The following is a 20,850-nucleotide window of genomic DNA, read 5'->3' on the forward strand; positions in this document are numbered from 1 at the left end:
ATTTTCGAGTTCCCGGAAACGGGTGCGGGTCTGTGGCGCAGCTGGTAGCGCACCTGCATGGCATGCAGGGGGTCAGGGGTTCGAATCCCCTCAGATCCACCAAGAAGCCCCGGTCAGCACACGCTGACCGGGGCTTTCTCGATCGTGCCGCGGGCGTGTGCGGTCCTCACCCCGAACGTGCGACGTACGCATGGGGCAGGATGTCCGCATGGCGAGACGCATAACGAGCGACAACGCGCGCGCGAACTGGAGCGCGCTGATCGCGACTCCCTTCGCGGCGGCCTTCTACATCTTCGTGGCGAGCAGGCTCGGGGTCGAGATCGGCGACTCCGTGCGCTACCTGGTGAGCATCTTCATCGTCTTCTGGCCCCTGTTCGGTGCGGTCTACCTGATCTGGACGCACCTGGCGTACCGCAATGCGGATACCGTGCAGCTGCGGGTGGCGTCCCGGCAGGAGCGCATCACCAAGCGTCGATGGTGGCATCGGCTTGTCGGCTACGGGGGAGCGACTGACTGGACGACCGCCGGCGCCATGGTCGCCGTCGCTCTGACGATCGCGATCGCGCAGGAACCCGCCTTCCGGGACCAGACGGTCTTCGTGGTGCTCGGGCTCGCGACGGTGGCCGCGTCGTGGGCGCTCATGGTCTACGCCTTCGCGCTCGAGTACCTGCGCCTGGACGCGACAGCAGCGACGGCGCCGGCGGTCGGGCTCGAGGGCGCATCCGCCCCCGAGCAGGAGCGGGCGAGTCGCCCGGAGATCGTGTTCCCGTTCGAGGAGGAGCCGCGGTTCGGCGACTATCTGACGCTCGCCGTGCTGATGTCGACGATGGCCGCGACCGCCTCGGCAGAGATCACGTCCCGCCGAGGCTGGCGGATCGCGCGCACGAACGTCGTGCTGGCGTTCTCGTTCAACTCGGTCATCGTCGCGATGATGGTGTCGGTGCTCTTCGGCGGCCTCACGAGCTAGCTGCTCGGCAGGATGACGAGGTTGCCGACCTTGCGACCGGAGTCGACGACGGCGTAGGCGTCCTGGATGCTCTCGAGGCCGCCTGCGACGCTCGTCACGGGGTCGAGGGCGCCGGTTGCGGTGAGCGTCAGGAGCTCCATGATGTCGGCCGTGCGCTCGGGAATGGGCCCGGCGATGACGTTGCCGCGTGCGGTGACCGTGTCTGCGAGGCCCGCGACGGCGAGGATGAGTCGTCCCGTAGGGGAGAGCAGCTGCCGGCCCGACCGCCTGCTGAGGTTCCCGACGGCGTCGAGGACGACGTCGTACCGCGCATCGAGGTCTTCGACGGGCGTGACGGCGTAGTCCACGTGCTCGTCGGCGCCGAGGCGCAGCGCGAAGCTCCGGTTCCGCGCGCTCGAGACGGCAGTTATGTGCGCTCCGAGGTGCTTCGCGAGCTGCACGGCGCTCGAGCCGACTGCGCCAGAGGCTCCGTTGATGAGGACGCGTTCGCCGGGTTGGAGGTGGGCGCGCTCGCGCAGGAACTGGAGGGCGGTGCCGCCCCCGAACAGCAGGCCGGCCGCATCCTCGAACGACACCTGCTCGGGGAGGCGGGCGAGGCGCGCGATGGGAACCCGGGCCAGCTCTGCGTGCCCGCCCAGTCCGCCGCCGATCATGGCGGCGACCCTCGTGCCCGGCGGGAAGCCGCTGCCCGTCGCGCCCGTCGATTCGACGGTGCCCGCCACGGCGATCCCGAGCACCTTCTTGCGCGGCCCGCTGACCCCGATCCCAAGGCGCGCCAGCATCCCGAAGCCGGCGGGAAAACGCCCGGCGCGCATTCGCGCATCTCCGGAGGTCACGGCAGCGGCTTCCACTCGGACGACGACCTCGCCCGTGCGGGGTGTCGGGTTCGGAACCTCGGTGATGACGACGGCCTCTGGTGGTCCGTACCTTGTGACGACTGCAGCTCTCATGAGATCCCTTACGCCTGTAAGTCTGATGATCTCAGAGTAGCCTTACGGATGTAAGCCTGCAAGGAGGAGAAATGGCAGACCGTCAACCGCTGAGCAGGACGCGCATCCTCGACGCCGCGGTGCGCGTCGCTGATGGAGGCGGGCTCGCCGCCGTCAGCATGCGCAGTGTGGCGCGTGAGGCTGGAGTCGAGGCCATGTCGCTCTACCACCACGTGGCGAACAAGCAGGCTGTCCTCGACGCGCTGGCAGGGTGGGCATTCGAGCAGATTCCCCTGCCACCTGGCGGCGGGGACTGGCGAGCCGAGATGGGTGCAAGGGCGCGCGCAGCTCGCGAGGTGCTCGGCGCACATCCCTGGGCGCTTGGCCTCCTCGAGTCCCGTTCGAACCCGGCGGTGGCGGTGCTCGCCCACCACGACGCGACGCTCGGCTCGCTGCGCGCCGGCGGGTTCTCGGTGCTGCTGGCCTCACATGCCTACTCGCTGCTCGACGCGTACGTCTTCGGGTTCGTGCTCACCGAGCAGAACCTGCCGTTCGAGCAGGGCCAGAACGCGGAGGAGTTCGTCGCAGCGATGGAGCTCCCCGCCGACGAGTTCCCACACCTCGCGGAGCTCGTCGGCGAACGCATCATCGATGGTGCGTACGACTTCGCTGACGAGTTCGACGTCGGCCTCGAGATGATCCTCGACCAGCTCGAGACGAGGCTGGCCCTCGAGCGGGGCGCGTGAACGGCGTCAGCGGACGACGCGAAAGCCCTCGATGCCCTTCGGGGTGCGCTCGGAGACACGCGAGGAGGTGACCTCTGCAAATTGCGGCCCCTCCGCCATCCACGCGAGCAGCGCGTCGACCTGGCTCTCCTCACCCTCGAGCTCGGCTTCGACCCGGCCGTCGTGCAGGTTGCGCACCCAGCCGCTCACACCGAGGCGCTCAGCCTCCTGCGCGGCGCTGAAGCGGTAGCCGACGCCCTGCACGTTCCCGGACACGATCACGTTGACTCTCCGCATGGGCACATTCTGCTCCGGCGACGGCGGGTACGGGAAGAAGCCCGCCCGCGCTCGCACCGAGACACAGGTTTCTCTCACCTGGGGAACCTCCGGCTGCCGCGGGCAGCGGGGACGAGGCCTTCCGGAGGCGGAGCGTCTGCGGAGGCAGGCGCAGCGTCTCACGTGAGGTGGGAGAGCTCGCCCTCGTCGTAGCCGGTGTCGGGCAGGCAGCCGAGTTCCGTCAGCAGCTCCGGCATCGTCCAGAGGCGCACCCCCTGCGGGCGGTTCGTCGCGACCGCGGCTCTTGCGCTGCCTCGTACCGCGAGCATCCGCACGCTGACGGGCGATGGGGTCGGTGCGGCAGGGTCACCGGGGCCACGAGAACCGGCGGAGCTGGGGGAGGGGGCGCCGTGCACGCGGTGCCAGCCGGCGTGCTCCGGGTCCGGATGCGCGTCGACGCGCAGCGAGGCGGGCTCGGTCCGCAGGCCGGTGCCGGAGACCTTCAGCGCCGCCTCCTTGGCGGTCCAGGTGCCGATGCGGGCGGCGACACCCGACGGCTGGCCGGCATCGCTGACGACCCGCGCGCGTTCGTCCGGGTGCAGCGCATACGCATCGAACCCGGCCCACAGCTGCCGCGGAACGGTCTCGATGTCGACGCCGATCGCATCCGCTGGGTCCGCGATCGCGACGAGCACCCGTCCAGCGCTCGTCGAGGAGCTCAGGGCCAGGTCGGCGCTGCGCGGCTGCCCGTGCGCTCGACCGCAGTCGGGGCAGAGGCGCAGGATCTCGAGCTCGCTCGCCTGCTCGAGCGGCAGGCCACGCCCCCAGGCCGCGAGCAGCCGGAGCGCGGCGCGTCCTGCGAGCGTTCGCCGGCGCAGCTCCTCGCTGCGCCTGGCGCTCGCCGTGACGCGGTCGTCCTCGCTCGCGCACTGCGACGCGGCGTCGAGCACCTCGTCGATGCCAGCGGCAAGCACGGCGATCATCGGCGGCTGATGCGGCGGTACTGCCACACGGCGATCGGCGCGAAGATCGCGATGATGGCGACGCTGCAGAGGAACGCATACAGCACGGCGTTCTCGGCCGGCCATCCGCCGGCGGCCGTGAAGCCGCTCGGAGCCGCGTTCCCGAAGAGCTCTCGCACGGCGCTTGCCACCGCGGTCACCGGGTTCCACTCGGCGAAGGCGCGAAGAGGACCGGGAAGCATGTCGGCCGAGACGAAGGCTCCCGAGATGAAGCAGACGGGGAAGAGCCAGAGGAGGCCGAGGCTCTGCGCGACCTCGACGCTCTTGGCGGTCAGTGCGATCGTCGCGCCGATCCAGGAGGTCGCGAAGGCGAACAGCAGGAGCAGCCCGAACGCGAGGAGCACCTCGAGTGGGCCGGATTCGACGCGCCAGCCGATCGCGAGTCCGCAGGTCAGGATCACGGCGATCGAGATGATGCTCGTGACGAGGTCGGAGCTCGTCCGGCCCAGGATGACGCCAACGCGTGACATGGGCAGCGTGCGGAGCCGGTCGATGAGGCCCGACTGGAGGTCCTTCGCGAGGTAGACGGCAGTGAACGAGGAGTTGAAGGTGAGCGTCTGCGCGAGGATGCCGCCGATGAGGAACTGCCGATAGTCGGCTCCGCCGAGCGCCCCGCCGAAGACGAACGCGAGGATGAGCACGAAGATGATGGGCTGCGCGATGCCGGTGACCAGCGCCCCCGGCGTGCGCTGGACGTTGAGGACGTTCCGGCGGGCGACGATGCCGCCGTCGCGGAATGCTGCGGTGATGGCGCTCATGCGGTGACCGCCTCTCGCTCGTCGTGTGCGGTCGCATCCTCGGCCGGTTCATCCGGCCGCTGGCCCGTGATCTGGAGGAACACCTCATCCAGCGTGGGCTGCCGGAGAGCGGCCTCGCTCGTGGCGATGTCGGCGTCCTCGAGCGCACGCAGGACCGTGGACAGGTCGTGGCTGCCACGCGGTGCCTTGGCGGTGATGCGCACGCCACGGTCGTCGATGGACGCTCCGCCGCTGATCGTCGTGACGAGGTCGAGCGCGCGGTGTCCATCCTCGGACGATTCGAGGACGAGGTCGATCGACGCCCCGCCGGCTCGGGCCTTGAGCTGGGCGGCCGTGCCCTCCGCGACGATGCTGCCTGCGTCGATGACGGAGATGGAGTCGGCGAGCTGGTCGGCCTCTTCCAGGTACTGCGTGGTGAGGAGCACGGTCGTCCCCGCCGTGGCGAGGGTCTGGATGGCGTCCCAGGTGTCGCGGCGCCCGCGGGGGTCGAGGCCGGTGGTCGGCTCGTCGAGGATCACGACGGGCGGTCGGGCGACGATCGCACCCGCCAGGTCGAGGCGTCGGCGCATGCCGCCGGAGTACTCGCCGGCTCGCTTCTTCGCCGGCAGGTCGTCGAGCCGGAAGTCGCGGAGCAGCTCGTGGGCCCTGGCGCGGGCGTCTCGCCTGCGCATGCCGTAGAGCTGGCCGACCATCGTCAGGTTCTCGACTCCGGTGAGCTTCTCGTCGACGGCCGCGTACTGCCCGGAGACCCCGATGCTGCGGCGGACGTCCTGGGCCTCATGCCGCACCGAGTGGCCGGCCACCTCGACGTCGCCCTCATCGGGGTCGAGCAGCGTCGTGACGACGCGCACGGTGGTGGTCTTGCCGGCGCCGTTCGGTCCGAGGAGCGCGTGGACGGAGCCGGCGGGGATCTCGAGGTCGACGCCGTCGAGCGCGGTGAAGTCGCCGAAGCGCTTGCGCAGGCCGCGAATCGAGATCACGAGACCGCCAGGTCGCGCTCGCGGACCGGCGTGATGTCTCGCCAGTTCTCGGTCACGTAGTCGAGGCAGGCCTGCTTCGGGGCCGGTCCGTAGACCACGACCCACCCTGCTGGGACGTCGGCGAAGTCTGGCCACAGGGAGTGCTGCTGCAGATCGTTGACAAGAACTCGGAACTCTGCGGATGTGTCATCGAACGGATTGGTCAAGATGTTCCCTTCTCTCGTCACGCGGGGGTTCCTGATGGAGGTGGCGCGAATGGTTCTCCAAGTGCTTCGGAGCCCGTTCGCTATCGGTTGGGGAATCGCGCGTGTGAATCCGACATGAGGCGGTCGAGCTCCGGAGCGACCTCGCCGAGCGCTGATTCGTCGAGGAGCGCGGAGTGGCGCGCGTGGACTGGGCTCGAGGTCACCGTGCCGGTGGTGTGCGGCGCCCAGGCGTCGGGTCCTGGGCGGTCGGCCGGGACATCGACGCTCGCCTCGAATACGTGCAGGTCGCCGTCGAAGGTCGGCACGGGCGTCGTGTCGAGGAGGGCGCCCACGCGCAGGAAGCCGCGCACCATCCGCTCGATACTTGCCGAAGGGATGTCCGCGAGCGGGTTGCCCGCTTCTGCGAGCAGGGCGCGGACCGCATCCGCATCCAGCTCGTCGGCTGGCGCCTCCACCTCGTTCGCATCGAGGAAGGCACGCCACATGCGGTCGCCACCGTCGACGCCCGCGACCGAGGAGTGCTCGGTCGGGTAGGCGTCGAGGATCGCGAGGAGCGCGACCTCGTCGCCGCCGCGCTGCAGGTGGGCGGCGAGGTGCTGAGCGAGGCGGCCGCCGAACGACCAGCCGACGATCCGGTACGGGCCTGCCGGCTGCACGGTCTTCATCGCGTCCACGTACTCGTCGAGCAGCTCGGCGAGCGTGTCGTGGTCGGTCTGCTCCCCGTCGTCCGGGGCGATGCCGGGCAGCTGGAGGCCGTAGAGCGGGCGGTCGCCCTCGAGGTGTGCGAGCAGCCCGGCGAACTTCCAGGAGATCCCGCTGGCCGGGTGCACGGCGAAGAGCGGTTCCTGGGCGGCAGGGGAGCCGTCGTCGCGGGCGGGCCGCAGCGGCAGGATCGTCCGGAGACTCTCCGCGATGTCGCCGCCTCCGGTGCTGGCGAGGGCAGCGAGCCCTTCGACGGTGGGCGCCTGGAACATGGCCTGCACGGGCAACTCGGTGCCGAGGGCCTCGTTGATGGCGCGGATGGTCGGCTGCGCCACGAACGAGTGGCCGCCGAGCGCGAAGAACGAGTCGTCTGCCCGCACGTCCTCGACGCCGAGCACCTCGGCGAAGGCCGCCGCGACCGCCAGCTCGGCCCGCGTGCTCGGCTCGCGACCGGCCCCGCCCGTCGTCTGGAACTCGGGGAGCGCATCCCGGTCGAGCTTTCCGTTCGGGGTGAGGGGGATGCGCGGGATGATCTCGAGGCCCACGGGATGCATGTAGTCGGGCACCGTGCCGCGCACGGCATCGAGCACTCGGCTCGCGAGCTGTGCTCGGGCCTCGCCGTCTGCGTCCGGGTCGCCGCCAGCGATGCCGGGGTCGCTCGGCACGATCCAGGCGCCGAGCGCGAGTTGCCCGGCCGAGTCGACGGGCAGGACCACGGCGTTGGCGACGCCCGGCTGGGCGCCGATCACGCGAGCCAGCTCCTCCGGCTCCACGCGGTGGCCGCGGATCTTGAGCTGGGCGTCGCTGCGGCCGAGCGACACGACTCGGCGCGGTTCGCCGTCGAGCGCATCCCGCACGACGACGAGGTCGCCCGTGCGGTACATGCGGCTGCCGTCGCGGGCGAACGGGTCGGCGACGAACCTGTCGGCGGTGGCTTCCGACCGGCCCGTGTAGCCGTGGGCGAGCTGCGTGCCGGCGAGCCAGAGCTCGCCGACGCTGCCGACGGGGCTGGGACGCAGCTGGCTGTCGAGCACGTAGCCCACGACGTCACCCGTCGTCGCCCCGAGCGAGGGGGCCGCCGTCTCGCCGATATCGGCGAGCATCGAGTCGACGCCGACCTCCGTCGGGCCGTAGAGGTTCCACGCGCGAACCGTCGCTCGTCCACGCAGCCAGCTCCACAGCTCAGCGGTGATCGCCTCGCCGCCGAGCAGCATCGTGAATCCGTCGCCGTCGGGGAGGGAGTCGAGCCAGCTCTCGAGGCGGGTCTGCTTCATGAGCGCCTCGACGTAGCTCGGGGTGGTCTCCCACGCGCCGATCCGCCGGTCCGCGAACAGCTGCACAAGCGCCTCGGGGTCACGGCGCACGTCGTCGGCGACGATGTGCAGCTCGTGTCCGCTCGCGAGCCACAGGATCGGGTCCATGGCGGCGTCGAAGCCGACGCCCGTGGTGTGCGCCACGCGGATGCGACGCGTCGCCGCATCCGGCCGGAGGGTCGATCGGTGGCTGCGGAGCAGGCTCGCGAGGGCGCGGTGGGGCACCTGGACGCCCTTCGGCACACCCGTCGTTCCCGAGGTGAAGATCAGGTAGGCGGGGTCGTCGAGCGACACCTCGGGGAGACCTGCGGCCTCGTGCTCCGCAGAGCCGTCGGCGAGGAGCTCCTCGAGTCCGCCGTCGAGGACGACGGCTGGCTCTGCGGCCTCGATCATCGCGTCGACGCGCTCGCTCGGGTACTCGGGGTCGATCGGCATGGCGACTGCGCCGGCCCGCCATACGGCGAGCAGGGCGGCGGCCGTGTCGACCGAGCGCGGCAGACGGTAGGCGACGACGTCGCCGCGGCCAACGCCGCGTCGGCGGAGCGCGCCGGCGAGCCGGTCGATGCGAGCCGTGAGCGCGCCGAAGTCGAGCGCTCCGTCTGGGGCCACGACCGCAGGCTCCGTGGGCGTGCGCGCGGCCGAGGCGGCGAAGGCGGCGAGCACGGTGCTCGGCTCGGACGTCGTGCTGGCGTCGCTCTCCGCCTTGAGGGGCCAGGCACGCAGGCGCCCTGGCGTGCCTGGCACCGGGATCGCCTCGAGGGGCGCGTCCGGCGTCTCGGTGGCCGCCGCGAGGTAGGCGAGGAGCCGCTCGACGAGACCGCCGGCCGCGGCTGCGCTGAAGAGCGCCGAGTTGTACTCGAGCACGCCTGGCACGTCGGCGCCGGCCTCTGCGGTGCGCAGCGTGAAGGACAGGTCGAACTTCGCGCCGCCCGTGCTCTCCGGAGCGACCGGGGTGACGGCGACGCCTGGCAGGGCGAGGGGGAGCTCGCTGCGCTCCTCGACCGCGAGCATCGTCTGGAAGAGGGGGTGGCGTCCGAGGACACGCTCCGGGGCCATCGCCTCGACGATGCGCTCGAACGGCACCTGCTCGTGGTCGATGCCGAAGAGCGCGGCCGTGCGGGCCGCCTCGACGGCGTCGGCCAGTGTCGCCTCGTCGCCGAGCTGCACGCGGAGCGGCAGCGTGTTGACGAAGAATCCGACGAGGTCGCTGAGATCGGCGTCCTGGCGGCCGGCCGAGGGGGCCCCGATGACGAGGTCCGTGCCGGCACCGGTCCGCGCGAGGAAGCCGGCGATCGCGCCGAGCCAGCCGTGGAAGGCGCTCGCCGACCTGCCGGCCGCGACGGAGCCGAGCGCGCCCGCGACCTTCGCGGGGATGCTGAAGTCGAGCTGGCCGGCAGGCTGCGCGCTCTGCGCGGCCCGCGCGCCGTCGGCGGGGAGCTGCAGCACCGACGGAGCGCCTTCGAGGTGGGTGGTCCACGCCGCGACCTGCCCTGCTTCATCCGCTGGCGCCTCGCTCGCCCGGATCTGGCGCGCGAAGTCGGCGAACTGTGCGGGCAGCGGGCGCCGGAGCGGCACCGAGCCGCTGCGCCGTGCCGTGTAGGCCGTGGCGAGGTCGTGCGCCAGCGGCGCGAGGGAGGCGCCGTCGGTGGAGATGTGATGGAGGACGAGCTCGAGCAGCCACGAGTCGTCGCCGGCGGGAGTCAGGCCTGCGCGCAGGGGAAGCTGGCTCGTCAGGTCGAAGCCGGCCGATGCGTCGACCGGCTCGTGCTGGAGCACACCGGCGGCTGGTTCGTGGATGCGCTGCACCGGAGCCCCATCGACTTCGGGGTACGTGGTGCGCAGCACCTCGTGTCTCGCGACGAGGTCGTCGACCGCGCCGGACAGCGCCTCGAGATCCAGGTCGCCGTCGAGGCGAGCGCTGAGCACGACGTTGTAGTTACCGGATTCGGGGGCGAGCTGGTTCAGGAACCAGAGGCGCGCCTGGCCGGGCGAGAGCGGCAGGGCTTCGCCGTGGACGCGCGGGTTGGCTGCGGTCCACTTGGCGAGCGGCGGGCGCGAGCTCGGCCCACCGGTGGGGTCGGCCACCGGGTGCTCGCCCGTGCGGCCGAGCACGGCAAGGAGGGCGGCCGGCGTGGGGGCGTCGAAGATCGCGCGCAGGGGAGGGGCGGCGCCGAAGCGCTGGCGCAGCTCACCGGCGAGCGCCACGGCGAGCAGGGAGTGCCCACCGAGCCGGAAGAAGTCGTCGTCCAGGCCGACCTCGTCGAGGCCGATGACGGCGGCGAACGCCTCGCACATGCTGTGCTCGTCGTCCGTCTCGGGCTTGCGGGAGCCCGCGGCCGACTCCGGGGCGGGGAGCGCGGCGAGGTCGACCTTGCCGTTCGGGGTCAGCGGGAGCCGCTCCAGCACCGTGACGGTGGCCGGAACCATGTACTCCGGCAGCTCGGCGCGGGCGAGGGAGAGGACGGCGTCGGCGTCGGCTGCCCCGGCGACCCAGGCGACGAGCCTCGCGCTGTCCGGACCTGCCGGCGCGTGGATGGTCGCGACGGCGGCCTCGACGCCCGGAGCACGCTCCAGGCTGCGCTCGACGTCGCCGAGCTCGATGCGGTAACCGCGGAGCTTCACCTGGTCGTCGTCGCGGTGGAGGAACTCGAGTTCGCCGGAGGGGTGGCGCCGGACGATGTCGCCGGTCCGGTAGAGGCGGGTGCCGTCTCCCGAGGGGTCGGCGATGAAGGCGCTCGCCGTCTCGGCGGTGCGTCCCAGGTAGCCGTGGGCCTCGGAGGCGCCAGCGAGGTGGAGTTCACCCGGCACGCCGTCCGGCACGTCGCGGAGGTAGCCGTCGAGCACCCGAGCGGTCACGTTGGCGACCGGGCGGCCGATGCGGACACCTCCCGGCTCGGTCAGGCGCGTCACGACGGAGTCCACCGCGAACTCGCTCGGGCCGTAGAGGTTCCAGGCCTCGATTCCGTCAGCGCTGAGCAGGGAGTCCCAGAGGTCGGGCGAGACGGCCTCGCCGCCGAGGGCGACGAGCAGCGGCGTCTCGCGTTCGGCGCTCTGCTCGAGGAGGCCGGTGCCGATGAGCTGGCGCACGTACGAGGGCGTCGTCTCGAGCACGTCGATCGAGGAACCGGACACGCGCTGCACCAGCTCGTCGGCGTTGCGCCGCGTGGCGTCGGACGCCATCACGAGGCTCGACCCCGCGGCAAGCCAGAGGATCGGGTCCCAGGCGGCGTCGAAGCCGAGGCCGGCTACGTGCAGGACGCGCGGGGGGCGCCCGCCGAGGAGCTCGCGGAGCGGGGAGATCATCGCGTGCAGGTGCTGCGCGAGGACATTGGCGAGGGCGGAGTGCGGCACCTGGACGCCCTTGGGCACACCGGTGGTGCCGGACGTGAACACGAGGTAGGCGGGCTGCTCGGGGAGCGGCAGGGCGGGGAGGTCGAGGTCCGACTCGCTGGCGCCGAGCTCGACGAGAGAGGTGGGGGGCACGGTCCGAGTCCCTGACTCGTCGGCGAGGGAGCCGAGGCGCGCCTCGTCGACCGCGACGAGCAGCACGGGGGTGCTGGCGTCAAGGATCTGCGTGATGCGGGCATCCGGGTAGTCGATGTCGACGGGCACCGCGATGGCACCGCTGCGGAGCGCGGCGAGCACGAGCGTCACGGCGTCGCCGGAGCGGGGCAGCGCGATGGCCACCCGGTCTCCGGGGCGCACGCCTGAGGCGACGAGGCCACGGGTGGCGGCGTCGATGCGCTCGCCGAGCTCGGCGAAGGTGAGAGGCTCGGTGTCGTCCTCGAGGGCCAGCTCTCCGGGGAGACGGCGGACGCTCGTGGCGAGTTCATCGAGGATCGTCCCGTCCATCGGCAGGCGCTCGCCGCGGGCCTGCGCGTCGATCCGCTGCTGGGTCGCCCGGTCGAGGGCCGGGAGATCGGAGAGGGCGAGCTCGACGGTGTCGATCATGGCGGAGAGCATGCGGTCGACGGTGTCGCGCATGCGCCCGATCGTCGACTCGTCGAAGAGCGCGAGGTCGTAGGCGAGGGCGGCCTCGAGCGGGCCTTCGTCGCCGGCGGGGGTCGAGAAGTCGAGCATGAGGTCGGTCTTGACGCCGGCGGTCGTGACCTGGCTCGGGACGGTGACGACGACCTCGCCGAGGTCGAGCTTCGCCGGCTCGGTGTTCTGGAGCGTGAGGAGCACCTGGAAGACGGGGTGGCGGTCGGCCACGCGCGGCGGCCGGAGGGCGTCGACGACCGCATCGAACGGCACGTCCTGGTGGGCGTACGACTCGGTGTTGCCCACGCGCACACGCTCGATGAGCTCGCCGAGCGTCGGGTTCCCCGCGAGCGAGGTGCGCAGCGCGACCGTGTTGACGAAGAAGCCGACGAGTCGCTCGAGCTTCGGGTCCACGCGTCCGGCCACGGGGGTGCCGACGACGATGTCCGTGCCGGCGCCGTGCTGGCCGAGCGCCGCCGCGACTGCCGCGTGCAGGACGATGAAGAGACTCGTCCGATGCTGCGCCGCGACCTCGCGGAGGGCGCGGTGGCGCTCCGCATCCAGTTCGAAGGCGAGGTGGCCGATGTCGCTCCGCCGCGCGCCGCGCTCGCGGTCTCGCGGGAGGGCGATCTCGTCGGGTGCGTCGGCGAGCGTGCGCCGCCAGAAGTCGAGCTGCGTGCTCATGGCGCTCGAGGGGTCGTCCTCGGAGCCGAGCGACTCCCGCTGCCACAGCGTGTAGTCGGCGTAGGAGACGGGGAGCGCCGGCAGCACGTCGTCGGCCGGGGCGCGCCTCTCGCCGGCGGCCGCGGCGACGTGGCTCGAGTAGGCCGCGGAGAGGTCGGCGGCGAAGGGGGCGAGCGACCAGCCGTCCGAGGCGATGTGGTGCATCGTCGCGACGAGCACGTGGTTCGTCGGCGAGGTCCGCAGGAGGACAGCGCGCAGCGGCACCTCGCGGGTCACGTCGAAGGGGCGCAGCGACTCCTGGCGGACGATGTCGTCCACCCGGTCTTCTGGCACGTCGACGGAGGTGAAGGCGGGGGCGCCGGCGTCGATCGGGAGGATGCGCTGCCTCGGCTCGCCATCGACGTAGGGGAAGACCGTGCGCAGCGGCTCGTGGCGCTCTGCGATGTCCCGGAAGGCGGCCCGGAGCGCCGCCTCGTCGAGCGTGCCATCGAGGTGCAGCACGATGGGGATGTTGTAGGCGCTGGAGCCTGGCTCGAGGCTGTTCAGGAACCACAGGCGCCGCTGGGCGAGGGAGACCTGGAGCTCGTCGCCGTGGGGCGTTGGGGCCAGGGGGAGAGCGCGGGAGGCGTCGGCGCTGTCGTCGTCGAGCGCGGCGAGCCCGGCGACGGTCGGGCGCTCGAAGACGTCGCGCACCGTGATCTGCCGGTCGAGGCGCTCCGTGAGCTGCGAGGCGAGCTTGGTGGCGAGGAGCGAGTGGCCGCCCGCGCCGAAGAAGTCCTCGTCGACGCCGATCGACTCGATGCCGAGCACCTCGGCGAAGGCCTCTGCGGTGACGCGCTCGGCGCGTGTGCGCGGCTGCTGCACGGGGTCGTTCGGGCGCTGCTCCGGGGCTGGGAGTGCCCGCCGGTCGAGCTTGCCGTTCGGGGTCATGGGCAGCTCGCTCAGCGCGAGCACGCTGCTCGGGACCATGTAGCCGGGCAGGTCGGCGGCCAGTGCGGCCTTCGTCTGCGCCGCGAGGTTCTCCTGCTGGCGCTCGCCGGTCACGTACCCCACGATGCGGGCGGATGCGCCGTCGCCCACCACGATCGCGGCGGCGGCTGAGACCCCGGGCTGCCTGCGCAGCGCGGCCTCGACCTCCGCGAGCTCGACCCGGTACCCGCGGATCTTCACCTGCTCGTCGATGCGGCCGAGGAAGCGGAGCGAGCCGCTGCGACGGCGACGGACGACATCGCCCGTGCGGTACATCCTGGTGCCGTCCCCGGCGAACGGGTCGGCGAGGAAGCGCTCGGCGCTGAGGCCGGGCTGGCCGACGTAGCCGGACGCGACGTTGGCGCCGGCGAGGTAGAGCTCGCCGATGGCGCCGTCCGGCACCGGGGTGAGGGAGGCGTCGAGGAGGTAGTGGCGCGTGTTGCGCACCGAGCTGCCGATGTGCGGCTCCGAGCCCTGCACGATGGGCGCGATGAGGCTGTCGACGGTCGTCTCGGTGGGGCCGTAGAGGTTGAGGGCGGAGACGTCCGGCTGGGCCGCGAGCGCGTCCCAGAGGGCGGGCCCGACGGCCTCCCCGCCGAGCGCGATCTCGGTCGGGTACCTGTCCTGCTGAAAGAGTCCGCCCGCGATGAGGGCCTCGGCGAACGACGGGGTCGTCTCGATCGCGTCGATGCCGTGTTCGGCGAGGTAGGTGGCGAGGCGCTGCGGGTCGCGGCGCACGTCGTCGTCGATGAGGTGCAGCTCGTGGCCGGCGAAGAGCCAGAGCAGCGGGTCCCACGCGGCGTCGAACGAGAGGCCGGCCGTGTGGGCGACCCTCACGGGCCGGCCGAGGCGCTCTGCCGCTGGGTCGAAGATCTCGGCGCGGTGGTGCTCGAAGAGGTTGCGCAGGGCGAGGCGGTCCACGCCGACGCCCTTGGGGCGCCCGGTGCTTCCCGAGGTGAAGACGACGTAGGCGAGCTCTGAGGGGGAGACGGGTGCAAGGCCGCTCGGGTCGGCGGGTCGCTTGCGCCAGGCGATGGACGTGTCGGCGTCGATCGGCAGGGTCGCGACGCGCCAGGACGCGCCATCGGCGAGGTCGCGCTGCTCCTGGGCCTTGCTGGTCAGCAGGAGCGCGGGCGATGCGTCCTCGATCATGTTGCCGACGCGGTCGATGGGGTACTCGGGGTCGAGGGGGACGTAGACGCCACCCGCCTTGAGCACGGCGAGCACGAGCATCGGGAGGTGCTTGCTGCGCTCGATGCGCACTGCCACCGTGCGCCCTGGACCGACACCCTCGCCGACGAGGTGGTGCGCGAGGCGCGTCGAGAGCTCGTCGAGCTCCGAGAAGGTGAGCGTGCCGTCAGCTGCGACGACCGCACGAGCCGTGTCGCGGACCGCGGCGACCTTCGAGAACGCGCGCAGCACCGATTCCTGGCCGATGGGCACGTCGTCGCCGGAGCCCTGCCCGAGGAGACCGGCGATCTCGTCCGCTCGCACCACGTTGGCGTCCGTGACGGTGGTCGTGCTCGGATCGTCGAGCACCTGCGAGAGCAGCTCGAGCATCCGCCCCGCGTGCTCGCTGAGGACCTCGGCCGTGTAGAGCTCGGCGTCGCCTTCGAGCTGGAGCGTGGGCTCGGCGGCCTCGCTCGTCAGCCCGGAGATGACGACCGACAGGTCGTGCACCGGACCGGTCGAGAGGATGTTGACGGTGCCGCGCGCGCGGCCGAACACGAGCTCGTCGATGACGGGGAGCAGGTTGACGGAGGGGCCGGCGAGGGCGTGCGTCTGCGCGACCTCCTCGACCCGGAACTGCTGGTGCGCGACGGCGCCGCGCACGGCGTTGCCGGCGTTGGCGATGACCTCGGAGAGGCTCAGCCCCGGGGCGACGTCGACGCGCAGGGGCAGGATGCTCGACAGCATGGACGGGGTCGTCTTCGCGAGCTTCCCGCGCCTCGCCGTGACGGGGAGGCCGAGCGAGACTCGGACCTGGCCGGTCATCTTCGACAGGTAGAGGGCGACCAGTCCGACTGCCGTCTTCGGCATGTCGCGACCGAGCGCGCGCAGGCGCTCGGCGTCGGCGTCGGGGATGCTCGTCGACACGCGCACGACGCGCTTGGCCGCCCGGCCGGTGGTTCCCTCGAGCCCGGTCACGACGCTGTCGTCGGCGAGCTGCTCGCGCCAGTAGTCGGCGTCGGCCGCGTGCTGATCGGAGACCGCGTACTCGTCGAGGTGGGCCAGCAGTTCGGGCAATCCGGGAAGGGGAGACGCGGTGCGCGCGGCCAGGTGCGCGATCGGGCCGGCGAGCAGGGCGCCGAGCACCCCGCGGGGGGCGCTCTTCTCGAGCCGGGTGTACGCGCCGGCGAGGTAGCGGAGGCCCACGACGGCGGAGTAGCCGTCGAGGAGCACGTGGTGCACACGCTGGAAGAGCAGCCAGCGAGCGTCCGCGACCCGGTACAGGGTCGTGCCGAGCAGCTCGCGTCCCGTCATCGGCCGCGGCGTCTCGAGCTCGCGGTCCATGCGCTCGAGGGCGACCTCGACCGCCTGCTCCTCGCCGAGCTCGCGCAGGTCCGTCACCGCGAGGAGGTCCGCGGTGGGCGACGGGCGCTCGATGATCGCGTACGGCCCGTCGCCGTCCTCGGCGAGCACGAGGCTCATCGCGTCGAGGTCGGCCACGGTCTTCGTGAACGCGATCCGCAGCAGGCGCTCGTCGAGCTGCCCTCGCAGGTCCAGGTACTGGCCGATCTGGTAGCTCGGGTTGTCGGGATCCAGCTGCTGGGCGTACCAGATGCCGAGCTGCGCCGGGGTGAGGCGCAGGCGATCCGATGCCGCGCCGTCATCGTGCTGGCTGCTCGGGCCCCGCTGGCCCTTCGGGGTCTGCTGGCTGGTCTGCGTCTGCTGGCTGGCCTTCGTCACTGTGCGCTCCTCATAGCGGTGCCGAGGTCTCCCTCGGCACCTGGTCTCCTGCTGTGCTGCGGCTGGTCGCCGCGGCTGGCCCCCCTCAGACGGAGGCGCGGCCGCTACTGGAACTGGCCGATCTGCAGGGAGTTGAGGAGGCCGCCGAGGTCGATGAGTGGGCCGTCGATGAGGGGGCCGTTGATGAGCGCGCCACTCGCCGTCGTCGAGACGGAGCTCGCCGGTGCGAGATCGGCTGCGCTCGCGGGGGCGGCCGTCAGGGCGACTGCGCCGAGAGAGAGGGCCGCGGCCGTGGAGAGGCTGGCGATGGTGCGCGTCGTCGTCTTCTTCATTGTCTTGCTCCTCAGTTCGCTGTGTGCCGGGTTGGTCACAAGAGTCCTTCGGAACCCATCTGGCGGCGGTTTGGCAACAATGCGAGGCCTCTCGGTCGTTTCACAGCTAGCCTGAACGCGTGTTCGACTGGCTGATAGCTATCCCCCCGCTGCTCGTTGTCCTCCTCGTGGCCGTCATCGTCACGCTCGAGAGTCTCGGCTTGCCCCTCCCCGGCGAGAGCGTGCTCATCGCCGCGGTGCTCATGAGCGTGGCAGGCACTGGGGTCGACCCGTGGCTGCTCGCCGCCGCGGCCGCCGTCGGCGCCATCGTGGGCGACTCGATCGGCTACTACATCGGCAAGCGCTGGGGCGCGCGACTGCTGCGCTACCTCTCGCAGCGGTTCCCGAAGCACTTCAGCGTCGCGCGCATCAACGCCGCCGTCGGGCTCATGCAGAAATGGGGCGCGTACGCCGTCTTCTTCGGTCGCTTCATCGCGCTGCTCCGCGTCTTCGCGGGACCCCTCGCGGGCGCCATGGCCATGCCGTACGGTCGCTTCTTCGTCGCGAACGCCCTCGGTGGCGTCGCCTGGGCGGCCGGTGTCACCGCCATCACGGTCGCCCTCGGGAAGAGCGCCCTCGCGCTCATCCACGCGTTCGGCTGGGCCGCGCTCGCCGTCGCCGTCGTCCTGGTCATCGTCATCGTCGCGGTCGTCGTCTACCGAGCCCGCAACCGACCTGAGGGGGCGGATGCGAGCAGCGAGACCGAGCAGGAACTCGACCTGCTCATCCCTGCCGCCCAGGATGCGCAGGAGACCGCTCCGGGAGGGGCCGCGGGTCGCGACGCCATCGGGGCGGCGGTCCGCCCACTCGTCACGTTCGCCCGTCGTGCTCCGTTCACGACCATCCTGGTCCTGGTCCTCATCGTCGGAGGCGTCGCCACCGGCGCGATGTGGCACCTGTCACGAGCGCAGCCCTGGTACGGAGACGTGGCCTTCGGCCTGCCGCCGCTCCAGGCCGGCATGTGGTGGACCCCCATCACGGGGTCGCTGCTCGGCAACGGCGCCTGGCACTACGCGCTCCTCATCGTGCAGCTGCTCATCGTGGGCGGTGTCTTCGAGTTCCGCTTCGGCTGGAAGCGAACCGCCCTGGTCTTCCTCGCCGGTCAGGCACTCGCCGTGCTCGGAACGCTCGCCATCGTCGCCGCGCTCGCCCCGACCGGGTGGGAGTGGGCGACCAGACTCGCGGGCAGCCTCGACGTGGGGGCATCCGGTGGCATCGCAGCGCTGACCGCCGCCCTCGTCTGGGTCCTCCGACCGCCATGGCGCCTGCGACTGGGTCTCGCGCTCGGGGCGCTCGTCTCCCTGCGCCTCCTCTATGTGGGCGACCTCGCGGACCTCGAGCACTTCCTGCCGGTCGCCGTCATCTTCACGATCTACGCCGTGCAACGGCACCGCAAGACGGGCCTCGCCACGAGCACGCGCGAAGACCGCCTCATCGCCTTCACGGCGCTCATCGGCCTCGGTGCGGCGCAGGTCGTCGCTGCCCTCTTCACGCTCGACGGACCGCTCGGCAAGTCGACCGCCGAGACCGAGACCTGGGTCGGCGTCGCGATCGACGTCGTCGTGATCCTCCTCGTCGCGAACGGCATCAGGCGAGGACAGCGCTTCGCGTGGATCGTCGCCGTGGCCCTCGGCATCTTCAACCTGCTCGAGCTCGCGCTCATCGTCCTCGACGTCGCAACGTCCGGCAGCCTCGACGACGGCCTGACCATGAACTTCACGGGCTCGCTGCTCTGGGTGCTCGTCGTGCTCTTCCTCGTCGTTGCCCGCAGGTCCTTCGCCGTGCGCGTGCGCCCGTCGAAGAACTCGATCTCCGGGGACCGGCGAGGAACGGTCGAGGAAGCCCGCGAGATCCTCCCGAGAGTCGGGGGCAGCACGATCTCCTGGATGACGCTCTGGCCCCGGAACCACTACCTGATGAGCCCCGAGAAGGATGGCTACATCGCCTACCAGGAGTACTCGGGGGTCGCGCTCGCGCTCGGCGACCCGGTTGCGCCCGCGACGGAGCTGAGCGACCTCATCCACGACTTCGCCTCCCGCGCCGAGCTCGCCGGGCACACGCCGGCGTTCTTCTCAGCGACGCAGGCGACCGTGGACGCCGCCCCATCCAGCTGGCAGCGAGTTCAGGTGGCGGAGGACACGATCATCGACCTCCCCGGTCTCGAGCTCAAGGGGAAGCCCTGGCAGCCCGTCCGCTCCGCCGTCAACCGGGCCGAACGCGAAGGCATCCGCTTCAAGATGACGACCCTCGCCGAGGAGCCGTGGGCTGTGCTCGCGCAGGTGCGCGCGATCTCCGAGGACTGGGTGGGTGACAAGGGGCTGCCCGAGATGGGCTTCACCCTCGGCGGCGTCGACGAGGCACTCGACCCGGCCGTGCGGCTCGGCATCGCGATCGATGACGACGGCAGCGTGCACGGCGTCACCTCGTGGCTGCCCGTCTACGGCAGCGAGGGCGAGGTCCGCGGCTGGACGCTCGATCTCATGCGTCGACGCGACGGTGGCTTCAAGCCCGTCATGGAGTTCCTCATCATCTCGTCGGCGCTGGCCTTCCGGGATGAGGGTGCCGCCTTCGCCTCGCTGTCGGGGGCGCCACTGGCGGGGTCCGGCGAGGCCCAGGCCACGGCGCTCGACCAGGTGCTGAGCCAGGTCTCGGAGATCCTCGAGCCGCTCTACGGCTTCTCGTCCCTGCACAACTTCAAGACGAAGTTCAACCCGAGGTACGAGCCCATGTACCTGCTCTACCGGGACGAGGCCGACCTGCCGCGCATCGGCATCGGCCTGACGCGTGCGTACCTCCCGACCGCGACGACGGGTCAGCTCATCAGGGCGGGACTCGGCGCCGGCAAGTAGCGCCTGGCGTCGTTCTCGCCGAGCGTGGACGCTTCGGCGAGCCACTGCTCGCGCTTCTCGGCCGTCGAGGTCTTGACGGGGGAGAAGCGCGTGACCGCGATGGGCGAGAGGCCGATGAAGCCGAGCACGTGCGTCTTGAGCTGCCGGACAGGTGTGTTCCCCGTGAGCCGCAGGTAGGTGCCGGGGCTGTCCGCAGTCATGATGATGCGCGCGCTGCGTCCCTTGAGGAGGCCCTTGGGGAACGTGCCCGAGGGGTCATAGGCCATGCGAGGGAGCAGGAGCCTGTCGAAGAAACCCTGGAGCAGTGACGGCACGGAGCCCCACCAGACCGGGGTGACGAGCACGATCCTCGTCGCCTCCTGGATGGCGGTCCAGGCCTCCCGCAGGTCGGGCTCCAGCTCCTGCCGCTTGGTGTAGCCGAAGCGCAGGTTCTGGTCGAACGCGAGGTCTCGCACGGCGAGGATCCTGGCGTCGCCGTGCGCGTCGGCGTAGCGCGTCGCGAGCGCGGCGCAGAGGGAGTTCGGGTTGGGGTGGCCGTCGATGACGAGGGTGTGCATGGTGGCTCCTGAGCCTTGAAGTGGACAGTGTCAAGATGTGGCGAGAGTCAGCCTAGCTACAATGTTGCTCATGTCAAGATCGGATGCGCCCTATCACCACGGCAACCTCGGCCCCGTCCTCGAAGCAGCCGGCGTCGAACTGCTGGCGCAGAAGCCGCATTCATCGATCAGCCTGCGCGAGCTGGCGCGGGAGGCTGACGTCAGCCACAACGCGCCGTACCACCACTTCGGCGACAAGACCGGGCTCTTCAAGCGGCTCGGCGAAGTGAGCATGCAGCGGCTCGTCGACCAGTTCCTGGCCGCGGATGCGCCAGGCCTGGACGCGCAGGAGCGCGCGCTTGCGCTTGGCGCCGCCTACGTCGAGTTCGCCGTCGACAACCCGCATGCGTTCACGCTGATCTACGACCCGGAGGTGTGTGTGCCAGGTTCCCCGAGCGAGACCATGGCCCCGCTCATCCGTCAGCTCGAGGACACACTCGGCGACGCGGCGGCGGGACTTGACCCCGAGGGTGGCGCTGGGCGAATCGAGGCGCGCGCGACGGCCCTCTGGGCGACCATGCAGGGACTCGCATGTCTGGTGATCGCGGGGCATCTCACCCGTGCTGAGATCAGGCCCGCGATCGCCGAGTCGCTTCGGCGCTGAAGCGCCTC

13 protein-coding genes and 1 tRNA gene are annotated in these 20,850 nt (G+C 71.5%); 5 read left to right on the plus strand and 9 right to left on the minus strand.

What is annotated here, in order from left to right:
- Nucleotides 1–26: 26 nt before the first annotated feature.
- Both C5B97_RS07495 and C5B97_RS07500 read left to right on the plus strand, forming a co-directional pair.
- Nucleotides 27–102 (plus strand) — tRNA-Ala (locus tag C5B97_RS07495).
- 106 nt (nt 103–208) lie between these two features.
- A complete protein-coding gene (locus tag C5B97_RS07500; RefSeq protein WP_181026943.1) occupies nt 209–967 on the plus strand; it encodes a DUF1345 domain-containing protein in 759 nt (252 codons plus the stop codon).
- Here C5B97_RS07500 and C5B97_RS07505 read toward each other — a convergent pair.
- A complete protein-coding gene (locus tag C5B97_RS07505; protein ID WP_104311474.1) occupies nt 964–1,917 on the minus strand; it encodes an NAD(P)-dependent alcohol dehydrogenase in 954 nt (317 codons plus the stop codon). The genes C5B97_RS07500 and C5B97_RS07505 overlap by 4 nt on opposite strands.
- Before the next feature lie 71 nt (nt 1,918–1,988).
- Here C5B97_RS07505 and C5B97_RS07510 point away from each other — a divergent pair, with 71 nt between their 5' ends.
- Complete coding sequence (locus tag C5B97_RS07510; protein ID WP_104311475.1) at nt 1,989–2,642, plus strand: TetR/AcrR family transcriptional regulator; 654 nt, start codon at nt 1,989–1,991, stop codon at nt 2,640–2,642.
- A gap of 6 nt (nt 2,643–2,648) precedes the next feature.
- Here C5B97_RS07510 and C5B97_RS07515 read toward each other — a convergent pair whose 3' ends face one another.
- The 7 genes from C5B97_RS07515 to C5B97_RS07545 all read right to left on the minus strand — a co-directional run bounded on the left by C5B97_RS07515 (nt 2,649) and on the right by C5B97_RS07545 (nt 16,754).
- Entirely contained in the window at nt 2,649–2,918 is a 270-nt protein-coding gene (locus tag C5B97_RS07515) for an acylphosphatase (RefSeq protein ID WP_218855260.1), read from the minus strand.
- Between the two features lie 158 nt (nt 2,919–3,076).
- Nucleotides 3,077–3,880 (minus strand): 4'-phosphopantetheinyl transferase superfamily protein, encoded by an 804-nt coding sequence (locus C5B97_RS07520; protein ID WP_181026944.1) that lies wholly within the window; start codon nt 3,878–3,880, stop codon nt 3,077–3,079.
- Entirely contained in the window at nt 3,877–4,677 is an 801-nt protein-coding gene (locus tag C5B97_RS07525) for an ABC transporter permease (protein ID WP_104311477.1), read from the minus strand. The genes C5B97_RS07520 and C5B97_RS07525 overlap by 4 nt, the downstream gene beginning before the upstream one ends.
- Nucleotides 4,674–5,657 (minus strand): ATP-binding cassette domain-containing protein, encoded by a 984-nt coding sequence (locus C5B97_RS07530; RefSeq protein ID WP_104311478.1) that lies wholly within the window; start codon nt 5,655–5,657, stop codon nt 4,674–4,676. Before C5B97_RS07530 ends, C5B97_RS07525 begins: the two co-directional genes overlap by 4 nt.
- On the minus strand, nt 5,654–5,863 hold the full coding sequence (locus C5B97_RS07535; RefSeq protein ID WP_218855261.1) for an MbtH family protein: 210 nt from the start codon (nt 5,861–5,863) through the stop codon (nt 5,654–5,656). The genes C5B97_RS07530 and C5B97_RS07535 overlap by 4 nt, the downstream gene beginning before the upstream one ends.
- An 80-nt stretch (nt 5,864–5,943) precedes the next feature.
- A complete protein-coding gene (locus C5B97_RS07540) occupies nt 5,944–16,422 on the minus strand; it encodes a non-ribosomal peptide synthetase (protein WP_104311479.1) in 10,479 nt (3,492 codons plus the stop codon).
- 104 nt (nt 16,423–16,526) lie between these two features.
- A complete protein-coding gene (locus C5B97_RS07545; RefSeq protein WP_104311480.1) occupies nt 16,527–16,754 on the minus strand; it encodes a hypothetical protein in 228 nt (75 codons plus the stop codon).
- Nucleotides 16,755–16,873: 119 nt separating this feature from the next.
- Between C5B97_RS07545 and C5B97_RS07550 the strand changes: the two genes are divergently transcribed.
- Nucleotides 16,874–19,642 (plus strand): rhomboid family intramembrane serine protease, encoded by a 2,769-nt coding sequence (locus tag C5B97_RS07550; protein WP_104311481.1) that lies wholly within the window; start codon nt 16,874–16,876, stop codon nt 19,640–19,642.
- Here the strand turns inward: C5B97_RS07550 and C5B97_RS07555 are convergent.
- Nucleotides 19,606–20,199, minus strand: a complete 594-nt coding sequence (locus C5B97_RS07555; protein ID WP_104311482.1) for an NAD(P)H-dependent oxidoreductase — start codon at nt 20,197–20,199, stop codon at nt 19,606–19,608. The two genes, C5B97_RS07550 and C5B97_RS07555, sit on opposite strands and share 37 nt — an antisense overlap.
- A 70-nt stretch (nt 20,200–20,269) precedes the next feature.
- Here C5B97_RS07555 and C5B97_RS07560 point away from each other — a divergent pair, with 70 nt between their 5' ends.
- On the plus strand, nt 20,270–20,842 hold the full coding sequence (locus tag C5B97_RS07560; RefSeq protein ID WP_104311570.1) for a TetR/AcrR family transcriptional regulator: 573 nt from the start codon (nt 20,270–20,272) through the stop codon (nt 20,840–20,842).
- Nucleotides 20,843–20,850 lie beyond the last annotated feature (8 nt).

Origin of the sequence: Pseudoclavibacter sp. RFBB5, assembly GCF_002931555.1 — a bacterium.
GTDB lineage: Bacteria > Actinomycetota > Actinomycetes > Actinomycetales > Microbacteriaceae > Pseudoclavibacter.